Below are 23,686 nucleotides of genomic sequence, written 5' to 3'. Positions count from 1 at the left end.
CCTGCCGGTGGCCCCAGGGGCTCTGACAGGGCGAAGGTATCGCGAGGGCGCGTTTGCCGGCGTACGGCCGCCGCTCCGTGTCCCCTTCGTCCTCTCCGTTCCTCTCCCTCCGTGAGGTGACGCGCGGCCCGCGCCTCACGTCCCGGGCGTCCCCGCGTCGGTCGAGAGCCGCCCGAGGGTGAACGGCCTTTTGTGGCAGGGAACTTGACGCGACCCGGTCCAGGCGCTGCCATATGGCGAGTCGCGTTGACTTTTGTTCGAGTCTGCGAACAAACCCCCCAAGGGAGAGCCGCATGTCCCCGATTTCGAACACGCCGTTTCTCGTGCACCTCCTCAGACGCGCGGGCGTCCACTGCGTCGTCCTGCTCCTCGCCGTCGCCGGACTGACCGGACTCGGCCGCTCGGCCGCGCCGCTCCGGGCCGAGCCGGCCGCGGTCGTCACCAGCCAGATCGGGGTCACCCCGGCGCCGATGGGCTGGGCGTCCTGGAACAGCTTCGCCGGCGCCATCGACTACACCACGATCAAGGCCCAGGCGGACGCCCTCGTCTCCTCCGGCATGGCCGCCGCCGGATACACGTACGTCAACATCGACGAAGGCTGGTGGCAGGGCGCCCGCGACAGCGGCGGCAACATCAGCGTCGACACCACCCAGTGGCCGGGCGGCATGAAGGCCATCGCCGACTACATCCACGGCAAGGGTCTCAAGGCCGGGATCTACACCGACGCGGGAAAGAACGGCTGCGGCTACTACTACCCGACCCCCTCCACCACGCCGCCCGCCCCCGGCACCGGACTGGAGGGCCACAACCAGCAGGACCTCCAGGCCTTCCAGAACTGGGGCTTCGACTTCGTCAAGGTCGACTGGTGCGGCGGGGACGCCGAGGGCCTCGACCAGGAGACGACGTACAAGGCGATCCGCGACGCGAACACCGCCGCCACCGCGGTCACCGGACGCCCGCTCGTCCTGTCGCTGTGCGAATGGGGCACGGGCAACCCCTGGAACTGGGCCGCCGGCACCGGTGAGCTGTGGCGCACCAGCACCGACATCGTCTACTGGCCCGACAACCCCTCGATGGCGAACGTCCTCGCGAACTTCGACAAGTCGCTGCACCCCGCCGCCCAGCACACCGGCTTCTACAACGACCCCGACATGATGACCGTCGGCATGACGGGTCTGAGCGCCGCCCAGAACCGCACCCACATGGGACTGTGGGCCATCTCCGGCGCGCCCCTGCTCGCGGGCAACAACCTGGCCACCATGAGCCCGTCGACCGCGTCGGTCCTCACCAACTCCGAGGTCATCGCCATCGACCAGGACCCGCGCGGTCTTCAGGGCGTCGAGGTCGCCGAGGACACGACGGGTCTGCAGGTCTACAGCAAGGTCCTCTCCGGCACCGGCAAGCGCGCGATCCTGCTGCTGAACCGGACATCCGCCAACGCGAACATCACCGCCCGCTGGGCGGACATGGGCCTGACCACCGCCTCCGCCACGGTGCGCAACGTGTGGTCGGCCTCCGACGTCGGCTCCTACACGACGGGTTACACCACCGGAGTGCCCGCGGGGGAGGCCGTCCTGCTCACGGTCGTCGGCACCGAGGGCTCCGGGTCGACGTACGAGGACACCACCTCCGCCACGACGCCGACCTTCACCGGCGTCGGCGCGGCCGCCGCCGGTACGAAGCTCGTCGACATCAGCTACGCCAACGGCGGCTCCACGGCCCGCAGGGCGGCCTTCCGGGTCAACGACCAGTACGCGCAGACCCTCGCCTTCCCGCCCACCGGGTCGTCGAGCACCTATCGCACCGTCTCCGTCCTGGCCTCCCTGGGCAAGGGCTCCAACACCCTGACCTTCGCGGCGGCTTCGGGTACCGCGCCCGACGTCGACGCCGTCGCGGTCCGCGCCCTGCCCGGAACCAACGGCGCCGCGATCGTCGGCACCGGCTCCGGACGCTGCCTCGACTTCTTCAAGAGCGCCATCACCAACAACACCCAGGCCGAACTCTGGGACTGCGGCGGAGGCCAGAACCAGACGTTCACCGCCACCTCGCGCGGCGAACTCGTCGTCTACGGCAACAAGTGCCTGGACGCCTACAACAGCGGGACCGCCAACGGCACCCGGGTCGTCCTGTGGGACTGCAACGGCGGCACCAATCAGAAGTGGACCGTCAACGCGGCCGGCACCATCACCAACAGGGTCTCCGGTCTGTGCCTCGACGCGTCGGGCAACGGCGCGGCGAACGGCACACCGATCGTCCTGTGGTCGTGCAACGGCGGAACGAACCAGCAGTGGAGCCGCAACTGAGTGATGGACACGGCGGCCTGAGCGGACCTCGGAAAACCCGGTGCGCGGCCCGCGCCCGGTTCCCTACACTCGCCACGGAATCACACGCCGCCCCTTCGGCGCCGCGTGTGTCGTGACGAACGAGGGGAGCCGGGCCGTGCGTTACCGCACCGCTGTCGTCGTTCCCCGGTCACAGCACGAGGTGATCCTCGTGTCTCCGTGGGCCCGGTACCGGCTGCGCGGCCGGAACCGGAAGCCCGCGACGACCTTCTGACCTCCCCAGCACGGTGGCGACCGCACGCCCGGTCGCCGTGCACCCTGCCTGCCGGAGGTCCTCCACCACCTGATCACAGGTGTGTCGTCCGGGAATCGCGCCGACCCGATTCCGGATCGTCCGAAAGGCCCTGGGCCGTGCGTACCGACCTGCACCTCCACCTCACCGACTCCCTCGCCGCCGTCCGCAACCTGGGCATCCTCGCCCATGTCGACGCCGGTAAGACCACCGTCACCGAACGAATCCTCTACCTCACCGGGACCACCCACAAACGGGGCGAGGTCCATGACGGCACCACCGTCACCGACTTCGACTCCCAGGAGCGCGACCGTGGCATCACCATCTTCGCGGCGGCCGTCAGCTGCGCCTGGGACGGCCACCGGATCAACCTGATCGACACCCCGGGCCACGTCGACTTCTCCGACGAGGTGGAACGCTCGCTCCGTGTTCTCGACGGCGCCGTCGCGGTGTTCGACGCCGTGGCCGGCGTCGAGCCGCAGAGCGAGTCGGTGTGGCGGCGGGCCGACCGGCACGGCGTTCCGAGGATCGCCTTCGTGAACAAGCTGGACCGTGCCGGCGCCGACCTCGACAGCGCGGTCGCGTCGATCCGGGAACGGCTGCATCCGGCACCGCTGGTCGTCCAGTTGCCGATCGGAACGGAGGACGCCTTCACGGGGGTGGTCGACCTGCTGCGGATGCGCGCGCTGGTGTGGACCGACGGCGCCGAGTCGGCCGAGGAGGGCCCGGTGCCGCAGGAGCTGCTGGAGGAGGCCCGACGGCGACGCCGGCTGCTGGACGAAGCGGTGGCGGAACTCCACCCGGTGGCGCTGGAGGAGTTCTGCGCCCGCTCCACCGTCTCCGCGGCGACCCTTTCGGCAGCGCTGCGCGACCTGACCCGTACCGGTGAGGGAGTGGTGGTGCTGTGCGGCTCGGCCTACCGCAACCGTGGCATCGAACCGCTGCTGGAGGCCGTGGTGGCCTATCTGCCCTCGCCGCTCGACGTGCCCGCCGTGCGCGGCACGCACGGCGGCGCGGAACAGGAACGGGCGGCGGACCCGGCGGCGCCGTTCGCCGGGCTGGTGTTCAAGGTGAACGCCACCGCCACCGGGCGGATGACGTACGTACGGGTCTACGCGGGCACGGTGGAGAAGGGACAGGCGGTGGTGGACGTGGGCACGGGACGCACCGAGCGGATCGCACGGATCCTGCGGGTCCGCGCCGACCGCCACGCGGAGCTGGAGCGCGCGGGGGCCGGTGACATCGTCGCCGTGATCGGGCCGAAGTCCACCCGGGCCGGGGCGACCCTGTGCGCCCCCTCGGCGCCGTTGCTCCTCGAACCGCCGGCCGTCGCCGATCCGGTGGTGTCCGTGGCGGTCGAGGCACGCAGGAGCACCGAGACCGACCGCTTGGTGTCGGCGCTGACGCGTCTGGTCGAGGAGGACCCCTCGCTGGTCGTCCGCACCGACCCCGAGACCGGGCAGACGCTGCTGTCGGGCATGGGAGAACTGCATCTGGAGGTGGCGGTGGAGAAGATCCGGCGTGCCCACGGGCTCGACGTCGCCGTCGGGCGGCCGAGGGTGACCTACCGCGAGACGGTGGCCCGCGGGGTGTCGGGTCTGGTGTACCGGCATGTCAAACAGGACGGCGGCGCAGGGCAGTTCGCCCATGTGGTCCTCGACGTGGAGCCGCTGGGGACCGACCCGGGCGGCACCGACGGAAGTCCGGCGGGCTTCGTGTTCCGTTCGACGGTCGTCGGCGGCCGGGTACCGCAGGAGTACGTCCGTGCCGTGGAGGCCGGCTGCCGGGACGCGCTCGCCGAGGGTCCCCTCGGCGGTCATCCGGTGACCGGGGTGAGCGTCACCCTCACCGATGGGGCGACCCATGCGAAGGACTCCTCGGAGATGGCGTTCCGTACCGCCGGGCGGTACGGGCTGCGTGAGGCGCTGCGCGCCAGTGCCATGCTCCTGCTGGAACCGGTGGTCGAGGTCACCGTCACCGTGCCCGAGGACGCCGTGGGCGGGGTGCTCGGCGACCTCGCGGCCCGGCGTGGCCGGGTCTCGGGCTCGCTCACCCGGGTGGGTACGACGGTGATCACCGCCACCGTGCCGCTGGCCGAACTCTTCGGCTACGCGACCCGGTTGCGCAGCCGGACCCAGGGCCGGGGTGTCTTCACCACCCGGCCCACCGGCCTCGCACCGGTGCCCTCGCAAGGGGCACCGGCCCGGTAGCCGCGTGCGGATCCGCTCCTGAAGACGGCCCCGCCCTCCTGAGGGCGGGGCCGTCGTCGTCTCGTGGGGGCGCGGGTGTCCTCGCCGAGGGGAAGCCGCCCTCCGTGACCTCAACGCCGTTTGCGGGCCCGGGCCTCGTGGGGCGGGCGGACGAACTGGAGCTCCAGCGCGGCCGGGGGCGCGGCGACGCCCGGTCCCCCGGCGGTGGCCCACGCCAGCAGCTCGTCCGTGCAGTCGTCGTCCATGGCGAAACCGATCCAGGTCGGCCGGCCGCCGCGGCGCCGGCCCTCGCCCGACGGCTGCACCACGATCACGTTCGCCTGGTCGCAGGGCCCGAGGCAGTCCGTCTTCCGTACGGTGAAGCGACCCCCGGAGGCCTCGGCGCCGGCCCGCAACCGCTCCAGCTGCCAGGCGTGATCGCTGTCAGGGAACTTCCGAGGATCGCCGCAGCAGCAGCCTCGGCAGACGACGAGGGTGCACGGCCGCGAACGGGCGGCACCGATCGCCGCCGTACGGACACGGTCGCGCGGGGCGTCGACGGGCACGGGATGCGGCCTTTCACGAGGGGATCGAGCGGTCCCGCACGCGATTCCTCCCGAGCGGGGTGTCCGGCGCGCGCGGACGTGATGCCCCGGACGCCGATGATCACCGTACGAGACGCGTCCCGCGCGCCGGCCGCCGCCCTGTGCGTGGAGCGGTCAGCCCATCTGGTCCTCGTCCGAGAGGTGTTCGACCGTCCTGCCGGTCCCGGTGAAGGTCCGGGTCACCCGGCCCGAGGAGTAGACCCACAGGATGCGCAGCGGGCCGTCGCCGATGTTCCTGAAGAGATGGGGGACGGGGGAGGGGACGTAGGTGGTGTCGAACCGCTCCAGCTTCGTCACCTCGCCGTCGACGACCACTTCCGCCTCGCCCTCGAGGATCGTCACGTGCTCGTCGCAGTTGTGCGAGTGCAAAGGCGCTCCGGAGCCGACCGGATACACGCTCATTCCGCTGGTGATCCGGTTCTCCCCGCCCGCCGACCGTGTGGTGATGAGCGGCGTCGTCACGACGGCACCGCCCCGGTCCAGCAAGGGCACGGACGCGGCTTTGATGATCGTGGCCATCCGGAGTTCCTCTCCCGTCAACGCTGTTGCGTCGACCGACGTTAGGTCGCGGCACCGTGAATGGGTGCCCTCCGGCGTGCAGTTTTACCTTGCACTCCGAGAAGGGTGAGCTTCCCGCACCCGGCTGTACCGTCGGCTGGCATCGCACGGCTTCCCCGTACGTGCCTGAAACACGCCGGAAAGAAAAGGCAGGTAGCAGCCACATGAGGCTCCCCGTTCTGACCGATGAGGACATGGATCCGCGCCAGCAGGAACTGGCCGCCCGCATCGCCGGCCGGCGCGGCGCCGTCCGTGGCCCCTTCCGGGTCTGGCTGCACAGCCCGGAGATGTGCGAGCGCGCCGAATCCCTCGGCGCCTTCGCCCGGTTCGACTGCAGTCTGCCCAGGCACCTGCGCGAACTCACTCTGCTCATGGCCGCCCGGAACTGGGACGCGCAGTACTCCTGGAACGCGCATGTGCACCAGGCGATCGAGGCCGGTGTCCCGGAGGCCGCCGTCAAGGCCGTCGCCGAGAAGCGCGAGGCGGTCTTCGACGACGCGGCGGACCAGGCCTTCTACCAGTTCTGCCGGGAGATCCTCGAGGAGCACTTCGTCTCCGACGAGACCTTCGCCCGGGCGCTCGGCCACTTCGGCTCCAGGGGCCTGGTGGACACCATCGGCGCGCTCGGCAACTTCACCATGCTCGGGATGTGCCTGAACACCTTCCAGGTGGACCTCCAGGCCGACCGCGAGCCCCCCTTCCCCGACATCCGCGGCTACGGACGTGTCGGCCACGCTCCCGACGGACCTCGGCCGTGACCGCTCTCACGGACCGGGACACGCAAGGAGGCGCCGCCGTGACACCCAGCATTCCGACGCCGGCGGCCGGTGGTGCCGCAACCCCGCACGATGCCGTGATGCGCGTCCGCGGGGTCACCAAGAGCTTCGGCGGGGCGGCCGCGCTCACGAACGTGGACCTCGACCTGTACCCCGGCGAAGTCCACGCGCTGATGGGCATGAACGGTGCCGGGAAGTCGACGCTGGTGCAGATCCTCTCCGGGGTGCACCAGGCGGACGGCGGCACCCTCGAGGTCGGAGGGCACGCCCAGCACGGGCTGACCGTGCGCAGGGCCCGGCGGCTCGGCATCGCCTCGGTTCCGCAGCGCCGCGAACTGGCGATGGGACTGACCGTCGCCGAGAACGTCATGCTGGGCGATCTGCCCACCCGGCACGGCGCCGTGCACTGGAGGACGCTCAAGTCCGAGGCGAGGCACGCTCTTTCGGGGCTCGGCATCGACATCGACGTAGACCGGACCGCGGGTTCGCTGACCGTCGCGGAGCAGACCATGGTGGAGGTGGCGCGTGAGGTACGGCGCGGCGGCCGGATCCTGATCCTCGACGAGCCGACCGCCTGTCTGAGCGCGGAGGCCGCCCAGCAGATCAGGGACCTGGTGCGCACCTTGCGCGACGAGGGCGTCGCCGTCGTCTACATCTCGCACTACATCGACGAGGTGATGGCGGTCGCGGACCGTCTCACCGTGCTGCGGGACGGAGCCGTGGTGCGCAGCGCACCGGTCGCCGAGCTCGACCCGGCCTCGCTGGTGCGCAGCATGGTCGGCCGGGACGTCGTCTCGCGGAGGTCCGAACGCCCCGCCCCCAAGGCCGAGATCGGCCTCGCGGTTCGCGGTCTGTGCGACGGCCGGGCTGTGCGGGACCTCGACGTGGAGGTGCGCAAGGGGGAGATCGTCGCGGTGCTCGGGCCGGCCGGCGACGCACAGTCCCGGCTCTTCGACCTGCTCTCCGGCCGCCGCCGCCCCGACAGCGGCGAACTCCTCGTCGACGGTGCCCCGGTGCCACTCGGCCGGGTGCGCGCCTCGCTCGCCGGCGGTCTGCGCTGCGTCACGGGCGACCGACGGGCGCTCGGCCTGGTCCCGGGGATGTCCCTGGACGAGAACCTGATGCTCGCCGGTGACCGCTTCGCCCGTCGGCGACTGCACCGGCGTACCGAACTAGCCCGCCGAGCAATGCCGTTGAGGCGGAGCTACGGAGTGGTCTCCCTCGCCGGCAATCCGCCGGTCAGCGCCCTGTCCGGCGGCAACCAGCAGAAAGTGCTGCTGGCCAAGTGGCTGCAGACCGAGCCGGTCGCCTGCTTCCTCGAAGACCCCACGAACGGCGTGGACATCGCGGCCATGGCCGACATTCACACCCTGGTCGACGACCTCGCGTCGCGCGGCGCGGCCGTGCTGCTCGCCTCCTCGTCCGCCGAGGAGGTCATGCGGCTCGCCGACCGGGTGATCGTCGTCAGCGCGGGTCGCACGGTCGCCGAACACGCCATCACCGCCATCACCCGCGACGAACTCGTCGCCACCGCACTCGGAGGTCAACCCCAGTGAGTGTCAAGACACTTCCCGATGCCCCGGGGGTCGGCGACCCGCACGACCGGAGGCGGCCGGGGAACCGGCTCGGCGCGCTGCGGCGCGCTCCGCACACCGGTCTGACGGCTGTTCTCGTCGTCGTGGTGGTCGCCACCGCGCTGCGGACCGACGCGTTCGCCACCGACACGAACGTGATCAACATCCTGCGGCAGGTGAGCGTCACCGCCGTGATCGCCGCCGGTCTCACCCTGCTCATGACCGCGGGCGGTATGGACTTCTCCATGGGCAGCAATGTCTCCGTCACCACCGCCCTCGGGGCACAGTTGCTGTCGCACGGTCATTCCACCGTCTTCACAGTGGTCGCCTCGATCCTGCTCGCGACGGCGATCGGCCTGGTCAACGGGCTCGTCGTGACGTTCACCAACGTGGCTCCGTTCGTGGTCACCCTGGCCACCGCCACGCTGCTCGACGGCGTCGCGCTCCTGGTGCTCGACAGCGTCAGCGTCTCCATCGGCACCAGGATGTTCTCGCTCGGGAACGACAAGATCCTCGGCATTCCCTACCTGCTGGTCCTGGCCGTCCTGGTCCTGGTCGCGACGGCTCTGGTCATGCGGTTCACCGTGTTCGGACGCGACGCGTTCGCCATCGGCGGCAACGAGCACGTGGCCCGGCTCAGCGGCATCGACGTCACCGCGCGCAAGCTCACGCTGTACGCCGTCACAGGTGCCCTGTCAGGCATGGCCGGTCTGATGCTGCTGTCCCGGCTCGGCTCCAGCAGTCCCGGCACGGGCGGCCTCTCCCTTCAGCTGACCGCCGTGGCCGCGGTCGTCATCGGCGGGACCTCGCTGGCGGGCGGCCACGGCACCGTGATCGGCACCGCGCTCGGCGTCGTGCTCCTCGGTGTGGTGGCCAACGCGCTCAACCTCCTGCAGGTCAGCAGCAATTACCAGCAGGTCTCCGTGGGCGGTGTCCTGCTCGTCGCGGCCGTCGCCAACGAATTCCACAAGGCCCGCGCCGCACGGCATTGACGCGGCACCACGCCCTCCCTTTCCTTCCCCCCGCTTTCCGCAGGTGCTTCCCCCTGCCCTCGGCCCGTCATGAAAGGCGATCCACCATGAGACTTTCCGCCCGCTCCCGCCGTGCGCTGTTCGCCGCGGTCGCCGGTACCACCCTGGTGCTGAGCGGCTGTGGCAAGGACGACAACGCCACTACCGCCGGGGCGAGTTCCGGCGCCGTCACCCTCGGGTTCGTCAACGGCGCCGACACCGCGTTCCACACCTGTCTGCAGAAAGCCGTCGAGCAGACGGCGAAGTCGGAGGGTGCCAAGGTCTACACGGCCAATTCCCACCAGAATTCCGGAACCGAGCTGTCCAACATCGAGGACATGATCTCCCGCAAGGTGAGCGCGCTGATCGTGCAGACGGTCAACGTCGACGCGCTCGAGGGCGACATAGCCAAGGCCAGGGCCTCCGGCATCCCGATCTACCTGACCTCCGTGGTCCCGACCGACTCGGCCGACATCCTGGGCGCGGCCGTCGTCGACCTCCGCAAGGTGGGCTCCCTGGACGCGGACTGGATCCGGACCGACGCCGCGGGCAGGGACGTGAAGATCGGCGTGGTCGCGGGAGCACCGGGCGCTGCCTCCGACCTGCTCGTGGACGGCTTCACCAAGGAGCTGCCGGCCGGCGCGAAGGTGGTCGCGAACCAGCCCGGCATGTTCAACCCGGTCAAGGCGCAGGAGGTGGCCGAGAACATGATCCAGGCCCACCCCGACCTGGACTACACCTTCGTCGCCAACGAGGAGATGGCCTTCGCCGTCCGCAAGGCGTTCGACGCGGCCGGTGCCAAGGAGGTGAAGATCGTGACCGTCAACGGCACCGACGAGGGTCTGGCCGCCGTGAAGGACGGCCGCTTCTCCGCCACCGTGGCCAACTCGGCGATGGTCATCGGCGAGACGGCGGTGAAGAGCACCGTCAGTCTGCTGGCCAAACCGAAGGTTGACAAGATTGCCAACATTCCTCTTCTCTTGGTCACCAAGGACAACCTGACCGAGGCGCCGCAGTACTGCCCCACGTCATAGCGCCCGCACGATGAGCGTCGCCTTCCTCGGAGCGTCCTGAGCCACCCGTCCGTCGTCACCGGTATGTCCTGATAGAGAGGCTATGGGGGCATTCCGGGCCGGCGTGACCCAGGCCCGCACCGCTGCGAGGTCCGTCCCCGGGACGGACGCGCCGCCCGCACACTCGAACGACCGGCAACGCCGCCGGGGCCCACCCCTGGCAGCTGTGGGCCTCCGGAGGGAAACATGGACCGCTTGCTCCTCATGCACAGCTTCGTCACCGTCGCGCAGGTCGGCAGCTTCAGCGGCGCCGCCAAGAAGCTGGGCTCCTCCGGCTCCCTGGTGTCGCGCCACGTCGCCGAACTGGAACGGCAGGTGGGCGTCCGGCTGGTCAACCGCACGGCCCGTTCGGTCAGCCTCACCGAACCGGGCCAGCGATACGCCGACTTCGCGGCCCGCATCCTGGAGGAGATCGAGGCCGAGGACGCCGGAATCGCCCAGCTGCACGACCGCGCCGAGGGCACGCTCAGCATCATCTGCCCCAAATGGATCGGGAGTCTGGATCTCGGTGACGCGATAGCGGCCTTTTCCGCCTCCCACCCCAAGATCCAGGTCCGTTTCGAACTGGGAGGCATGTCGGACCGGACCTACGATTTCCTCGACAGCGGATTCGACGTGGCATTCCACACCCGGGATCTGCGGGACTCCAGCGTCCGCCTCAAGAAGATCGCCTCACTGCCGTTCGTGCTGTGCGCCTCCGAGGACTACCTCGACCGCAACGGCCCGCTCACCGAGCCGAACGGAATCGCCGCCCACGAGTGCCTCGTCCACGTCAACGACCCGGTCTGGCGCATCGGCCACGGCCACGCCTCCACCCTGCACAAGATCCGCAACGTCGCCTTCTCGTCCAACTCCTACATCGCCCTGCAGAAGGCGGCCGTGCACGGCCGCGGGATCGCCCTGCTGCCCCAGCGGCCGGCGTACGACGACCTCATCTCGGGAGCTCTCCAGGTGCTGCTGCCCGAACTGGCGGTGCCCGACCGTCCCCTGTACGCGATCTACGGCCCCGGACAGGGCACCCCGCGCAAGGTCAGCGTATTCCTGGACTTCCTCACCTCGTGGTTCTCCGAGAATCCCATTCCGGCCATCCGGTCGTAGCCGCAAGAAACGATTGCAGATTCCGTCGAGCCTGGACCGTTGAGGCCGCTGCCGCCCGAAACCTACGCTCACCAGGCGACCCGCGAAACGAGGAACCCATGGGAATCCAAAGAATCGAATCGGTCACCTACAGCATCGACGACCTCGGCCAATGCGTCCGGTTCTTCGACGACTTCGGGCTCTTCCTGCTGGAACGGAGCGACGAGCACGCGGTGTTCGAGACCCTCACCGGCCAGACGCTCCACCTCGACACCGAAGCCGGCCCGCCGCTCCCGCCGCCGGTGGAGGCCGGGCCCACCCTGCGCGAAGTGGTGTGGGGCGTCGACACCCCGCGCGAACTGGAGCGCCTCGTGGCCGCGGCCGGCCGTGACCGCCCGGTCCGGGAGGACGCCGCCGGAGTGTTCCACACCGTGGACGAGACGGGTTTCGGGGCAGGCCTGACCCTGGCCCGGCCCCGGCCCGCCGACGTCACCCCCCGGCCCGCCAACGCGCCGGGCAAGGTCACCCGCTGGAACACCGCGCTGGAGGCGATCACCCGGGTACGCCCGCTGCGCATGTGCCACGTCGCGCTCAACATCCGCAAGGAGGGCCGCGAGGAGGCCGTCGCGTTCTACGTGGACCGCCTCGGCTTCCGGCCGACCGACGTCGTCGAGCCCATGGGCGTCTTCATGCGGGCACCGGGCGACGACGACCAGCACACCATGCTGCTGTGCCACCGTCCCGACAAGGCGGGCGTCAACCACGTCGCCTACGAGGTCCCCGGCTTCGACGACGTCATCGAGGGTGGCAACCACATGATCGACCGGGGCTGGCGCGAGGCACGCAGGCTCGGCCGTCACACCGTCGGCTCCAACGTCTTCCGTTTCGTACACGCGCCCTGCGGCGGACGCGTCGAGTACGCCGCCGACATGGACCGGGTGGACGACTCCTACGAGACCCGCGTCCACGGGACCACCCCGCCGCACCACATCTGGGCGCTGCGCACCAACCGCGACCAGCAGGACGCCCCCGCATCCTGACGTGCACCGCACCGCACCGCACCGCACCGCACTGCACTCCGCGCACTTCGTACCTCCGCGCTGGACATCCCACGTGCATGCCCCGCACCCACGGCTTTCGTGCCGCGGGCCCCATTCGCCTCGTTCGCCGGCCTGAGAGGGCTCCCACCCATGACCACCGACCACGGCTATCCCGCCGTCCGTCTGCACATAGCGGGCGAGTGGTGCCAAGGCGGCACCGGACGCACCGCCCCGATCGTGAACCCGGCCACCGAAGAGGTGATCGGAGAGGTACCCCTCGCGACCACCGCCGACCTGGACCGCGCCCTCGACGCCGCCGCCGGGGGATTCAGGACCTGGCGCGACACCCCCGTCGCCCGCCGCACCGCGATCCTGCACACCGCCGCCGACCTGCTCACCGAGCGGGCCGGTGAGGTCGGCCGGATCATGACCCTCGAACAGGGCAAGCCCCTCGCCGAGGCCACCGGAGAGGCCCGCCGCGTCGCGGACACCCTGCGCTGGCACGCCGACGACGCCCGCCGCGCCTACGGCCGCATCATCCCCTCCGCCCCCGGCACCCTGCTGTCCGTACGCCGTGAACCGGTCGGCCCCGTCGCCGCGTTCGTCCCCTGGAACTTCCCGGCCGGCGGACCGATGCGCAAGATCTCCTCGGCCCTCGCCGCGGGCTGCTCCATCGTCATCAAGGCGTCCGAGGAGACCCCGGCGACGGCCGCCGCCCTGGTCGGCTGTTTCGTGGACGCGGGTCTGCCGCCCGGTGTCCTCAACCTCGTCTTCGGCGAACCGGCCGAGGTGTCGGCCCACTTGATCGCCTCGCCGGTCATCCGTCTCGTCGCCTTCACCGGGTCGGTCCCCGTGGGCAAACAGCTGGCAGCCGCCGCCGGGGAGGTCATGAAGCCGTCCCTGATGGAGCTGGGCGGCCACGCCCCCGTGATCGTGTGCGCGGACGCCGACCCCACCCGGGCCGCCCGGCGCGCCGCCCAGGCCAAGTTCGCCAACGCCGGCCAGGTCTGCACCTCGCCGAGCCGGTTCCTCGTCCACGAGGACCTCGTCGACGACTTCACCGCCGCGTTCGTGAAGGCGGCCGAGGCGGTCGTCGTCGGCGACGGCCTGGCCGAGGGCACGACCATGGGACCGCTCGCCAACGAACGCCGGCTCCGCGCGGTGGAGCGGCTGACCGCCGACGCCGTGCGCCGAGGCGCCACCGTGCGCACCGGAGGCGAACGGCTCGACCGCGCCGGCTACTTCTTCGCGCCGACCGTCCTCACCGACGTACCGCCCGACGCGGACCTGATGCGCGAGGAGCCGTTCGGGCCGCTCGCGCCCATCACCGCTTTCCGCGACCTCGACGCGGCGCTGCGCACCGCGAACGAACTGCCCTACGGCCTCGCCGCTTACGGCTTCACCGAGTCCGCGGCCACCGCCGAGCACCTGGTGCGCGAACTGGAGGCGGGCATCCTCTCCGTCAACCACTGCGGCGGCTCGGTGAGCGAGGCACCCTCGGGGGGCGTCAAGGAGAGCGGCTACGGCAGGGAGGGCGGGCCCGAGGCGCTGGACGCCTACCTGATCACCAAGCGCGTCTCCCATCTGCTGGCCGGCTGATCACATGCGATACACCCGGGTGTCGGTCGCCGGACGAGCGGTGTGGGGCCGCGTGGGGGAGCGGGACATCGAGCTGCTGTCCGAGTCCCCGCTGGACGCCACGCCGCGGCGGCCGCACAGCGAACGCGGCCCCACCGTCATCGGTGCCGTGCCGCGTACCGATGCGGTCTGGCTGCCGGTCGTCGTCCCGCCCGTGTTCTACGCCGTCGGCATGAACTACCCGCGGCACATCCGGCACGCCGGCGCCGAGGTCCCCACCCGTCCCGAAGTGGGCTACCGGGCCAACAACGCGCTGACCGGCCACCGCTCGCCCATCGTCAAACCGGCCGAGGTCACGGGGCGGTTCGAGGCCGAGCCGGAACTCGTCGCGGTCATCGGCCGTACGCTGCGGCACGCCACGTACGAGCAAGCCCGCGAGGCCGTGTTCGGCTGGACGATCGGCAACGACGTCAGCGCCCGTGCCTGGCAGCACCAGGACCGCACGTTCTGGCGCAGCAAGAACAGCGACACGTTCAAGCCGATGGGTCCCTGGATCGAGACCGACGTCGACGCGTTGGCGCAGACGACCACGCTCCGGGTCAACGGCGAGGTCCGTGCCGCGTTTCCGACCGGCGACATGGTCTTCGACCCCTTCGACCACATCGTCGAGATCACCCGGCACATCACCATGCGTCCCGGTGACGTGCTGTGGATGGGCGCCGAGTCGACGTGCCAGATCGAGCCGGGGGACACGGTCGACGTCGAGATCAGCGGCATCGGCGTGCTCTCCAACCCCGTACACCCAGAAGGGAATTCCGCATGAGCAAGGCACCGCGCTACATCCACCACGTCAACTTCCCCACCACCGAACCCGACCGGACCGCCGAGTGGTACACGAAGGTCTTCGGGATGAAGCGCATCATGCCCAAGTCCAACACCCGGGTCGTTCTCATGACCCGTGGCAACTTCGACCTCCACTTCACTCCGGTCGAGGAGATGGAGCGCATGGCGCCCTACCACTTCGCCGTCGAGGTCGACGACTGGGACGAGTTCCTCGCCCACCTCGAGGAGCTGGGCATCCGGCACACGCGCCCGATCGAACGCCCCGAGAACCAGTCCAAGTTCTGCTACATCCACGACCCCGACCACACCATGATCGAGCTGGTCTTCCACGGCAGGCGCCCCAACTGAGCGCGCGCGGCCCGGAGTCCGTCCCCCCGTACTGCTAGGAGTTCCCTCCCATGCCCCTCGCCGACTCCGACGGCACCTCCATCTACTACGAGCGTCACGGCAGCGGTCCGGTGATCCTCCTCGTGCACGGCAGCGGCGGCAACCACGCCGCCTGGTGGCAGCAAGTGGCCGCGCTGCGCGAGGAGTTCACCGTCGTCACCATGGACCTGCGCGGCTTCGGCAAGTCCGACTCCTCCATGGCGGAGTTCGACGGCCAGGACTTCCCCGGGGACGTCCTCGCCGTCCTGGACGCCGAGAACCTCACCGACGTGATGCTGGTGGGCCAGTCCATCGGCTCGGTGGCCGCCCTGCGCGCCGGCCTGCTCCGTCCCGACCGGGTCGGCTCCGTCGTCCTCGGCCACTCCCTCGGCGGCATCAGCCACCCCGAACTGCGCGAACTGGCCGCCGCCGACCGGGCCGAGGCCGTCAAGCTGCCCGTCATCGACCGGCTCCTCACCCGGCGCTTCCAGCAGGAGTGCGCCGACCGCACCTTCCTCTTCCAGCAGATGGGCACCTTCAACGTCGCGAGGATGGCCGATCTGCGCAACCTCGACACCGACGGACCCTCCCTGCGGGACATCCAGGACTCGGGCGTCGAGATCGCGTTCCTGCTCGGCGAGAAGGACGCGGTGCTCAGCGTGAAGACCGTGACCCGCGCCCACGAACTGCTCCCCGGCTCCCGCCTGGAGATCGTGCCGGACGCCCCGCACTCCATGTACTGGGAGACGCCGGGCCCGTACAACCTCGCCGTCGCGCACCTGCGCCGCACCCTCGGACAGAAGGAAGCAGCATGAGCAGCCTCACCCTCGACGCCGCCGAGGAGATCGTCGGCGCCGCCCTCGAGCGGGCCCGGGCGCTCGGGAAGGCGGTGAGCGTCGCCGTGGTGGACGCGGGCGGCTTCGTCATCAGCGTCCGCCGCTCCGACGGCGCGCGTCCCCTCACCCCGGACATCGCCCGCGCCAAGGCGTACACCGCGGCTGTCATGCAGCGCCCGGGCAGGATGCTGAAGAAGTGGCAGGAGAGTCAGCCGGTCTTCTTCGCGCAGCTCTCCCAACTGCCCGGCGCGGCCCAGCCCATCATGGCCACCGAGGGCAGCGTCACGATCAAGAAGGACGGCGAGATCATCGGCGGACTCGGCATCGCGGGCGGCACCGCGGACGAGGACCAGCAGGTCGCCGACGAGGTACTCGAATCCCTCGGGTACGAACTGGAGTTCGCCGCCTGGGGTGTCGCCGGCGCCGCGGCCGGCGACGCCGGGAAGACACCGAACGCCGGGAAGACACCGAACGCCGGGAAGACGCCGAACTCTGAGAAGACCGAGAAGGGTGCCTGAACCATGGCGGACACGTTCAACTACCGCATCGACCACCACGGCAGCCTGGTCCGCCCCGTCACCCTCACGACCCCGGGCGACGGCCCCGGGGCGCTGGACGACGCGGTCACCGAGGCGGTGGCCTTCCAGCGCAGGGTGCGCTCGACCGTCGTCACCGACGGCGACTTCCCCCGCGAGGACTTCCGCGGCGCCGTCCTCGGCACCGTCTCCGGCTTCCGCCGCACGCCGGAGAAGGGGCCCGACGGACTGTCCCGCTGGGTGGCAGAGTCCCTGCCCAAGGCCAACGGCCCGCTGCCGGCCGACTGGGCGGCCCGGCTCGCCGAGCTGACGGTGATCGCCCCCAAGGCGTCCCTGCCCTCTCCGGCCTACCTCGCCGCGACCACCTTCGACCCCGGCCTCGCGGCCTCCGGCGGCCCGGCCTCGGCCCGTGAACTCGGCGAGGCCCTGGCCGAGATCATCCACGCGGAGATCGCCCTGCTCGTCTCCCGCGGCGTCCGGCTGATCCAGCTGAACAACCCCCTGCTCCTCGGCCACCTCACCGCCGACCCGGCCGCGCCCGGCGTGCTGTCCTTCGAGGACGCGCTCGCCGTGGAGGCCATGGCGGTGCGCCTGGAGGAACGCCCCGAGGGCGTACGGATCGGGGTCTGCCCCGGCTGGGAAGCACCGGGCGCGGTGGACCGGGCCCGGGCCGAGCGGCTGTACGGCGAGGTCCCCGCGGACCGCTGGATCCTCCCGTACGACCGGGGGACGGCGGCCGAACGCGACCTGCTCAGGGCACTGCCCGAGGACCGGGACGCGTGCCTCGGCGTCGTGGACGCGACCACGCCCGAGCTGGAGGAGATCGACACGGTGCTGGCCCGTATCGACGCCGCCGCCGAGATCAAGGACATCGAGGACATGGCCCTCGCGCCGTCCCGCGGCTTCGCCGACGTTGCGGCCCGGCCGCTGCTGGGCGCGGAGGACCAGCGCCGCAAGCTGGTCCTGGTGGAGACACTCGCCCGCTACTGCTGGGGCAACGAGTTCTGACCCGGGCCGACGCCGGCCGGGGGTGCGGGCCCGCCTCCCGGCCGACGGCTCGGAGCGGGTCGGCGAGCGCGCCGACCGCTCTCCCGGCCGACCGCTCAGAGCACCTCGGCGAACGTCACCGTGCGTTCCGTCAGCAGGGGCAGCACACACCCCACGATCAACTCCGTGAAGTGGTCCGCCGTCCGGTGCGCCTCGAAGCCGGCGCGATCCGTGTACCGCTCGTAGAGGACGAACGAGCCCGGCCGGCCGGCCTCCGCGTGGACCTCGTAGGCGAGGTTCGCGGGCTCGGCGGGCGTCAGTTCGCGCATCTTCAGCAGCGCGGCGCGCACGGTGGCCTCGTCGGCGGGTGCGCACCGGTAGTGGGCGACGACTGCGAAAGCCATGTCTTTCCTCCGGGTGGGGCGTGCTGTCGGGCCCGCCGATTCCAGCACGAATCCCCTGATGGGCGACCCGCGCGGAGCGAAAGCAATGTCTGCCGCCGCGGGGCTGGTCGGCCCGGCCCCCGCTCGTGTGTTGTCGGTGCGGCCCCCAGGGCCGTCCCATCCGGTTGACCGCGGCCCCGCACCGCGGCGGACGAGAGAAGTGATCTTGATGCGTACCCTGGAAACCCTCTCCGGTGGGGAGTGGGTGGCGACCGGCGAGTGGATCGAGGTCCACGACCCCGCGGATCTGCGCAGCCCCGTGGCCCGCGTTCCCGCACTGAGCGCCGCCGACGTCACCGACGCCTACGACCACGCCGAACGGGGCTTCGCCGTCTGGAAGCGCACCAGCCCCTTCGAACGCGCCCGGATCATGACCGACGCGGCCCGGCTGCTGCGCGAGCGCGTCGCCGGGATCGCCGAGGACCTCAGCACCGAGATGGGCAAGACCCGTGCCGAGGCGACCGGTGAGACCGTCAAGGCCGCCGACTTCCTGGAGTACTACGCGGGCATCGCCCGCCAGGGCTACGGCACGCTGGTGCACGACGTACGCCCCGACACCCGCACCCACCACCAGCGCGAGCCGCTCGGCATCGTCCTCGCCATCACCCCCTGGAACGACCCGCTGATCACCCCGGCCCGCAAGCTGGCCCCCTGCCTCGCGGCGGGCAACGCGGCGATCCTCAAGCCGGCCACCGACACCCCGCAGGCCGCCCTGCACCTCGCCCGCGCCCTGCACGACGCCGGGCTGCCCGCCGGCGTCCTCAACGTCGTCACGGGACGCGGCTCGCGGATCTCCGACGCACTCCTGCGCGACCCGCGTCTTTCCGCCCTCACCTTCACCGGCAGCAACGAGGTCGGGGAGGGCCTGCGGGCAGCGCTCGCCCACACCAACGTCCGCTTCCAGGGCGAACTGGGCGGCAAGAACGCCACCGTGGTCCTCGCCGACGCCGATCTGGACGCCGCCGCCGAGGCCGTGGCGGCCGCAGGCTTCGCCCAGGCGGGCCAGCGCTGCACGGCCACCAGCCGGGTGATCGTCGAGCGGCCCGTGTACGAGGAGTTCACCGCGCTGCTGCTCGCCGAGACGGCAGCCCTGCGCGTCGGACCGGGACTCGCCGCGGGCACCACGATGGGGCCGCTGGTCAGCGCCCGGCAGCGCGACAGCGTCCTCTCCGACATCGAGCGCGCCGTGAAGCAGGGCGCGACGGTCCTCGCCGGCGGCGACCGGCCCTCGGACGAGGCGCTGCGCCACGGCTGTTACGTGAATCCGACCGTGCTCGGCGAGGTGACCCCGGAGCTCGACATCTGGCGCGAGGAGGTGTTCGGGCCCGTTGTCGCGCTGTGCGCGGTGGACTCCTTCGACGAGGCGGTCGAGGCGGTCAACGACTCCGTCTTCGGCCTCGCCGCCGCCGTGTTCACCCGAGACCTGGGCGCCGCCCACCGGTTCGCGGACCAGGCCGAGTGCGGCCAGATCGCGGTGAACACCACCACCTCCGGCTGGGACGTCCACCATCCCTTCGGCGGTTTCCGCGACTCCGGATCGCCGTTCAAGGAGCAGGGAGAGGAAGGGCTGCGGTTCTATACCCGGGTCAAGACCGTCGCCATCCACTTCGGTGGCTGACGGAGACCTGAACGACAGAAGGAGGAAGCCGATGGCTGACGAGACGATCGGCATCGTCGGTGCCGGCATCGTGGGGCTCGCCACGGCGCGCGAGATAGCCCTGCGCCGCCCCGGCACCCGCGTCGTGGTGCTCGAGAAGGAGCAGGAGGTCGCCGTCCACCAGACCGGGCACAACTCGGGCGTGGTGCACGCCGGCATCTACTACACGCCCGGCAGTCTCAAGGCCCGCCTGTGCACCAGGGGCATGGCCATGATCCGCGAGTACTGCGAGGACCGGCGACTGCCCTACGACGAGTGCGGCAAGCTCGTCGTCGCCGTCACGGACGGCGAAGTGCCGCGCCTGGAGGCCCTGCACGCCAAGTCCCTGGAGAACAAGGTGCCCGGCCTGCGCCGGGTCGACGCGGGCGAGATCCACGAGATCGAGCCGTACGCCGTGGGCCTGGCGGCCCTGCACTCCCCGCGCACCGCCATCACCGACTACACCGCCGTCGCCCGGTCCTTCGCCCGGGACGTCGTGGCGTCCGGCGGCGAGGTACGGCTCGGCTTCCCGGTCACCCGCGTCACCCGGCTGACCGGCGGCGGCATCGAGGTCGCCTCCGGCGCCGAAACCCTCCGGGTCGACCGCCTCGTGCTCTGCGCGGGACTCCAGAGCGACAGCGTCGCCCGGCTCGCCGACGACGGGGACGAACCGCGCATCGTCCCCTTCCGCGGCGAGTACATGACGGTGTCGCCGAGCAGGGCCCACATGGTCCGCGGCCTCATCTACCCCGTACCGGACCCGCGTTACCCCTTCCTCGGCGTCCACTTCACCCGCAGGGTGAACGGCGACGTCGAGGTCGGGCCCAACGCCGTCCTCGCCCTCTCCCGCGAGGGCTACCGCCGCTCGGACATCGACCTGCGCGAACTCGCCCGCATCGCCCGCTTCCCCGGCATGTGGCGGATGGCCAGGAAACACTGGCGCACCGGCATCAAGGAGATGCACGGCTCCTTGTCGGTGAACGCCTACATGAAGGCCGCCAAGGCGTACGTCCCCGCCATCCACGCCGGTGACGTGGTGCGCGGCGGAGCCGGCGTACGCGCCCAGGCGCTGGGCAGGGACGGCTCGTTGGTGGACGACTTCGCCATCCATCAGGTCGGTGCGGTCACCGCCGTACGCAACGCGCCCTCACCCGCGGCGACTTCCTCGATGGCGATCGCGGAACACATCGCGGACACCGTCTTCGGCGACGTCCGCGCAACCTGAACATGCCCTTCGCGCAGGGGACTTTCGCGCAAGAACTGCTTGCGCTCCCAGCGCTCGGCAAAGGCCTTTCGCCGACCTAGCGTTCCATCCGCACCACCTCACCACCCCCTTCGCGATCATCCCCTTCGCAGAGAAACGGCAGATGACATGTTCGTTGTCGACACCCAGATCCACATCTGGAAGGAAGAGACCCCGGACCGCCCCTGGGTCCCGGGCGCCCGGGAGCGCATCCGCCTCAACGGCCACCGCGAGGACCCCTTCTCCTACGAGGAGGCCCTCGAGCTGATGGACGAGGCCGGCGTCAACCGGGCGCTGATCCTGCCCCCGTCATGGGAGGGCAACCGCATCGACTACGCGCTCGAAGCCTGTGAGGCCCACCCGGACCGCTTCGGCATCATGGCCCGCGTCCCGCAGGACGACGCCGTCGAGGGCACCGCGATGCTGAAGGACTTCGCCCGGAACCCCTACATCAAAGGCACCCGGCTCACCTTCCACCGCCCGCAGGACCGCAACTGGATGATCGACGGCACCAACGACTGGTACTGGCCGATCGCCGAGGAGCTCGGCATCCCCACCATGGTCCACGCCCCGATCTGGAAGCGCGAGCTCGGCGAGATCGCCGCCAAGCACCCCGGCCTGAAGATCATCATCGACCACATGGGCATCATGGCCCGCTGCGTGGACGACGCGATCGGCTACTGGGTCCAGGAGACCGCCGACCTGGCCGTCCACCCGAACATCTACGTCAAGGTCTCGGCGCTCCCCGGCTACTCGACGCAGCCCTTCCCGAACAAGAACATCGAGAAGTACGTGCGCGAGATGGTCGACAAGCTGGGCCCCCAGCGGTGCTTCTACGGCACCGACATCACCCGCCTGCTCGGCCACGGCATCACCTACACCGACACCATCGAGCAGTTCACCCAGCACTGGGACTTCACGCCCGAGGAACTGGAGTGGATCCTGGGCCGCGGCATCTCCGAGGTCCTCGACTGGCCGATCGAGGGCTGAGGACACACCAGCGATGACGGACACCAAGAACACACCGGGTGCCGGCGGCGGTGACGGCGGCGAGGCACTCGTGTCGGCCCTCAACGCCGTCGGCGCCGACTACATCTTCTGCTCGTCGGGGTCGGAATGGGCCCCGGTCTGGGAGTCCCTGGCCCGGCGCCACCGCGACGGCGAGCCCGCTCCCGACTACCTGGACCTCACCCACGAGACGGTGGCGGTCGGCATGGCCACCGGCTACGGCCTGATCGCCCGCCGCCCCCAGGCCGTGCTCCTGCACGCGGCCCCCGGCCTGCTCCAGGGCTCCATGGCGATCCACGGAGCCCTGCTCGCCGGCGTTCCCATGCTGGTCGCCTCCTCCGAGTCGACCAGCTACGGCGACGGCCCCGGACAGGACCCCGGCGGCCAGTGGTACCGCAACCTGTCCGTCGTGGGCGGACCGCACGGCATCGCCCAGCCGTTCACCAAGTGGTCCAACGAGGCCGCCGGGGTGCACACGCTGCCCGCCATGGTCACGCGGGCGGCGGAGCTGGCCTGGCGGGCACCGGCCGGACCGGCCTACCTCAACATCCCGCTGGAGATCCTGCTGGAGGACTGGGACGGGCGCGAGGCCAAGCCGATCGTCCCGCCGGGCTCGACCCACAGCTCGCCCGAAGAGGTCGACCCCGTCGCACAGATGATCCGCGAGGCGGCCGACCCGGTGATCGTCACCGAGACGGCGGGGCGTGACGAGGGCGGCTTCGAAGCCTTGGTCGCCTTCGCCGAGGCCTGGAACCTCCCGGTCGTCGAACCCGACTCGGCGGTGTGCGGCAACTTCCCGCGCACCCACCCGCTGCACGCCGGATCCGACATCGGCCCCTGGATGGACGAGGCCGACCTCATCCTCCTCGTCAACTGCCGCGCGCCCTTCTACCCGCCCTCCCGCCGCCCGTCGAAGGCACGCGTCGTCGTCATCGACGAGGTTCCGCAACGCCCGCACATCACCTACCAAGTCCTCTTCGCCGACCGATACTTGGAAGGGAACGTCACCAACACCCTGCGCCAGTTGACCAAGCGCGCGGGCGGGGCACCGTCCGAACAGGCCGAACTGGCCGCCGCCACCGCACGGCGCGCGGCGCACGAGGAGCGGCACGCGGACGAACAGGCCGCGATCGCGGCGGCCGAGGCGAAGGCGGCACAGGCCGAGGGCATCGACCCCGTGCTCGTCGCCGCCACCCTGCGGCGGCTGCTCGACGGGCAGGAAGCGATCGTCGTCGACGAGACCATCACGCACAGCCGCGTCGTCAAACGCCATGTGCGGACCGCCGACCCCGACTCGTACTTCTACGTGCAGGGCGGGCTCGGCCAGGGCATGGCGGTCGCGCTCGGCGTCAAACTCGCCGCGCGGGAGCGTCCCGTGGTCCTCACGATCGGCGACGGGGCCTTCGCCTACAACCCGGTCATCCCGTCGTACGACGCCTCGAACGCGTACGGTCTGCCGCTGCTGATCGTGGTCTTCAACAACCGCGTCTACAAGTCGATGAACCTCAACCACCGCAGGTTCTACCCCGAGGGCGCGGCGGCCGACACCGGCGAGTGGCTCGGCACCGACCTGCGCCGGCTGCCCCGACTCGCGCAGTTCGCCGAGCCGTTCGGCATGCACACCGAGACCGTCGACGCGCCGGACGCGCTCGCCCCCGCCCTGGAGCGCGCGCTCAAGGCCGTGGCGGAGGGCACCACCGCCGTCGTCGACGTCCTCGTCACCCGCTGATCCAG

At 70.9% G+C, this 23,686-nt stretch carries 21 protein-coding genes; 18 read left to right on the top strand and 3 right to left on the bottom strand.

The window, feature by feature from the left end; genetic code table 11:
* The first annotated feature begins 293 nt into the window (after positions 1 to 293).
* Positions 294 to 2,303 carry an RICIN domain-containing protein gene (locus ACWD68_RS05025; protein ID WP_451805084.1) on the top strand — a complete coding sequence of 670 codons (2,010 nt, stop codon included), beginning with the start codon at positions 294 to 296 and terminating at the stop codon, positions 2,301 to 2,303.
* 390 nt (positions 2,304 to 2,693) lie between these two features.
* On the top strand, positions 2,694 to 4,784 hold the full coding sequence (gene fusA, locus ACWD68_RS05020; RefSeq protein ID WP_451805083.1) for an elongation factor G: 2,091 nt from the start codon (positions 2,694 to 2,696) through the stop codon (positions 4,782 to 4,784).
* 110 nt (positions 4,785 to 4,894) lie between these two features.
* On the opposite strand, the gene ACWD68_RS05015 is transcribed toward fusA, so the two are convergent.
* Together ACWD68_RS05015 and ACWD68_RS05010 are read right to left on the bottom strand one after the other, a co-directional pair.
* Entirely contained in the window at positions 4,895 to 5,329 is a 435-nt protein-coding gene (locus ACWD68_RS05015) for a (2Fe-2S) ferredoxin domain-containing protein (RefSeq protein ID WP_451805082.1), read from the bottom strand.
* A gap of 153 nt (positions 5,330 to 5,482) precedes the next feature.
* Entirely contained in the window at positions 5,483 to 5,887 is a 405-nt protein-coding gene (locus ACWD68_RS05010; protein ID WP_451805081.1) for a cupin domain-containing protein, read from the bottom strand.
* Between the two features lie 233 nt (positions 5,888 to 6,120).
* On the opposite strand from ACWD68_RS05010, the gene ACWD68_RS05005 reads away from it, so the two are divergent.
* The 12 genes from ACWD68_RS05005 (at position 6,121) to ACWD68_RS04950 (ending at position 17,643) form a co-directional block, all read left to right on the top strand.
* A complete protein-coding gene (locus ACWD68_RS05005; protein ID WP_451805153.1) occupies positions 6,121 to 6,684 on the top strand; it encodes a carboxymuconolactone decarboxylase family protein in 564 nt (187 codons plus the stop codon).
* Positions 6,685 to 6,722: 38 nt separating this feature from the next.
* On the top strand, positions 6,723 to 8,258 hold the full coding sequence (locus ACWD68_RS05000) for a sugar ABC transporter ATP-binding protein (protein ID WP_451805080.1): 1,536 nt from the start codon (positions 6,723 to 6,725) through the stop codon (positions 8,256 to 8,258).
* On the top strand, positions 8,255 to 9,268 hold the full coding sequence (locus ACWD68_RS04995) for an ABC transporter permease (RefSeq protein ID WP_451805079.1): 1,014 nt from the start codon (positions 8,255 to 8,257) through the stop codon (positions 9,266 to 9,268). Before ACWD68_RS05000 ends, ACWD68_RS04995 begins: the two co-directional genes overlap by 4 nt.
* Before the next feature lie 86 nt (positions 9,269 to 9,354).
* Positions 9,355 to 10,320 carry a sugar ABC transporter substrate-binding protein gene (locus tag ACWD68_RS04990; protein ID WP_451805078.1) on the top strand — a complete coding sequence of 322 codons (966 nt, stop codon included), beginning with the start codon at positions 9,355 to 9,357 and terminating at the stop codon, positions 10,318 to 10,320.
* A 225-nt stretch (positions 10,321 to 10,545) separates the two neighbouring features.
* Positions 10,546 to 11,457 carry a LysR family transcriptional regulator gene (locus ACWD68_RS04985; RefSeq protein ID WP_451805077.1) on the top strand — a complete coding sequence of 304 codons (912 nt, stop codon included), beginning with the start codon at positions 10,546 to 10,548 and terminating at the stop codon, positions 11,455 to 11,457.
* A 98-nt stretch (positions 11,458 to 11,555) separates the two neighbouring features.
* On the top strand, positions 11,556 to 12,476 hold the full coding sequence (locus ACWD68_RS04980) for a VOC family protein (RefSeq protein ID WP_451805076.1): 921 nt from the start codon (positions 11,556 to 11,558) through the stop codon (positions 12,474 to 12,476).
* 150 nt (positions 12,477 to 12,626) lie between these two features.
* Positions 12,627 to 14,075 carry an NAD-dependent succinate-semialdehyde dehydrogenase gene (locus tag ACWD68_RS04975; RefSeq protein ID WP_451805075.1) on the top strand — a complete coding sequence of 483 codons (1,449 nt, stop codon included), beginning with the start codon at positions 12,627 to 12,629 and terminating at the stop codon, positions 14,073 to 14,075.
* Positions 14,076 to 14,079: 4 nt separating this feature from the next.
* The gene (locus ACWD68_RS04970) at positions 14,080 to 14,877 is read left to right on the top strand and encodes a fumarylacetoacetate hydrolase family protein (RefSeq protein ID WP_451805074.1); all 798 of its coding nucleotides are present in this window, start codon (positions 14,080 to 14,082) and stop codon (positions 14,875 to 14,877) included.
* Positions 14,874 to 15,245, top strand: coding sequence for a VOC family protein (locus ACWD68_RS04965; protein WP_451805073.1), 372 nt, complete (start codon positions 14,874 to 14,876; stop codon positions 15,243 to 15,245). Before ACWD68_RS04970 ends, ACWD68_RS04965 begins: the two co-directional genes overlap by 4 nt.
* Before the next feature lie 50 nt (positions 15,246 to 15,295).
* A complete protein-coding gene (locus ACWD68_RS04960) occupies positions 15,296 to 16,078 on the top strand; it encodes an alpha/beta fold hydrolase (protein ID WP_451805072.1) in 783 nt (260 codons plus the stop codon).
* Positions 16,075 to 16,617: a GlcG/HbpS family heme-binding protein gene (locus tag ACWD68_RS04955; RefSeq protein ID WP_451805071.1), complete on the top strand. Its 543-nt coding sequence runs from the start codon at positions 16,075 to 16,077 to the stop codon at positions 16,615 to 16,617. Before ACWD68_RS04960 ends, ACWD68_RS04955 begins: the two co-directional genes overlap by 4 nt.
* A 3-nt stretch (positions 16,618 to 16,620) precedes the next feature.
* Positions 16,621 to 17,643, top strand: coding sequence for a methionine synthase II (cobalamin-independent)-like protein (locus tag ACWD68_RS04950; RefSeq protein WP_451805070.1), 1,023 nt, complete (start codon positions 16,621 to 16,623; stop codon positions 17,641 to 17,643).
* 95 nt (positions 17,644 to 17,738) lie between these two features.
* Here the strand turns inward: ACWD68_RS04950 and ACWD68_RS04945 are convergent, their stop codons facing one another.
* Positions 17,739 to 18,026, bottom strand: coding sequence for a putative quinol monooxygenase (locus ACWD68_RS04945; RefSeq protein ID WP_451805069.1), 288 nt, complete (start codon positions 18,024 to 18,026; stop codon positions 17,739 to 17,741).
* Between the two features lie 208 nt (positions 18,027 to 18,234).
* Between ACWD68_RS04945 and ACWD68_RS04940 the strand changes: the two genes are divergently transcribed.
* From ACWD68_RS04940 to ACWD68_RS04925, 4 genes are all read left to right on the top strand, one after another.
* Positions 18,235 to 19,683, top strand: coding sequence for an aldehyde dehydrogenase family protein (locus ACWD68_RS04940; RefSeq protein WP_451805068.1), 1,449 nt, complete (start codon positions 18,235 to 18,237; stop codon positions 19,681 to 19,683).
* Positions 19,684 to 19,714: 31 nt separating this feature from the next.
* Positions 19,715 to 20,926, top strand: coding sequence for an L-2-hydroxyglutarate oxidase (lhgO, locus tag ACWD68_RS04935; protein ID WP_451805067.1), 1,212 nt, complete (start codon positions 19,715 to 19,717; stop codon positions 20,924 to 20,926).
* A gap of 147 nt (positions 20,927 to 21,073) precedes the next feature.
* Positions 21,074 to 21,934: an amidohydrolase family protein gene (locus ACWD68_RS04930; RefSeq protein WP_369485787.1), complete on the top strand. Its 861-nt coding sequence runs from the start codon at positions 21,074 to 21,076 to the stop codon at positions 21,932 to 21,934.
* Between the two features lie 13 nt (positions 21,935 to 21,947).
* Positions 21,948 to 23,681 (top strand): thiamine pyrophosphate-dependent enzyme, encoded by a 1,734-nt coding sequence (locus ACWD68_RS04925; RefSeq protein WP_451805066.1) that lies wholly within the window; start codon positions 21,948 to 21,950, stop codon positions 23,679 to 23,681.
* Positions 23,682 to 23,686: the final 5 nt, after the last annotated feature.

It is taken from the genome of Streptomyces sp. NPDC005141 (assembly GCF_053599975.1).
This window is presented reverse-complemented; position numbering and strand designations above follow the sequence as displayed.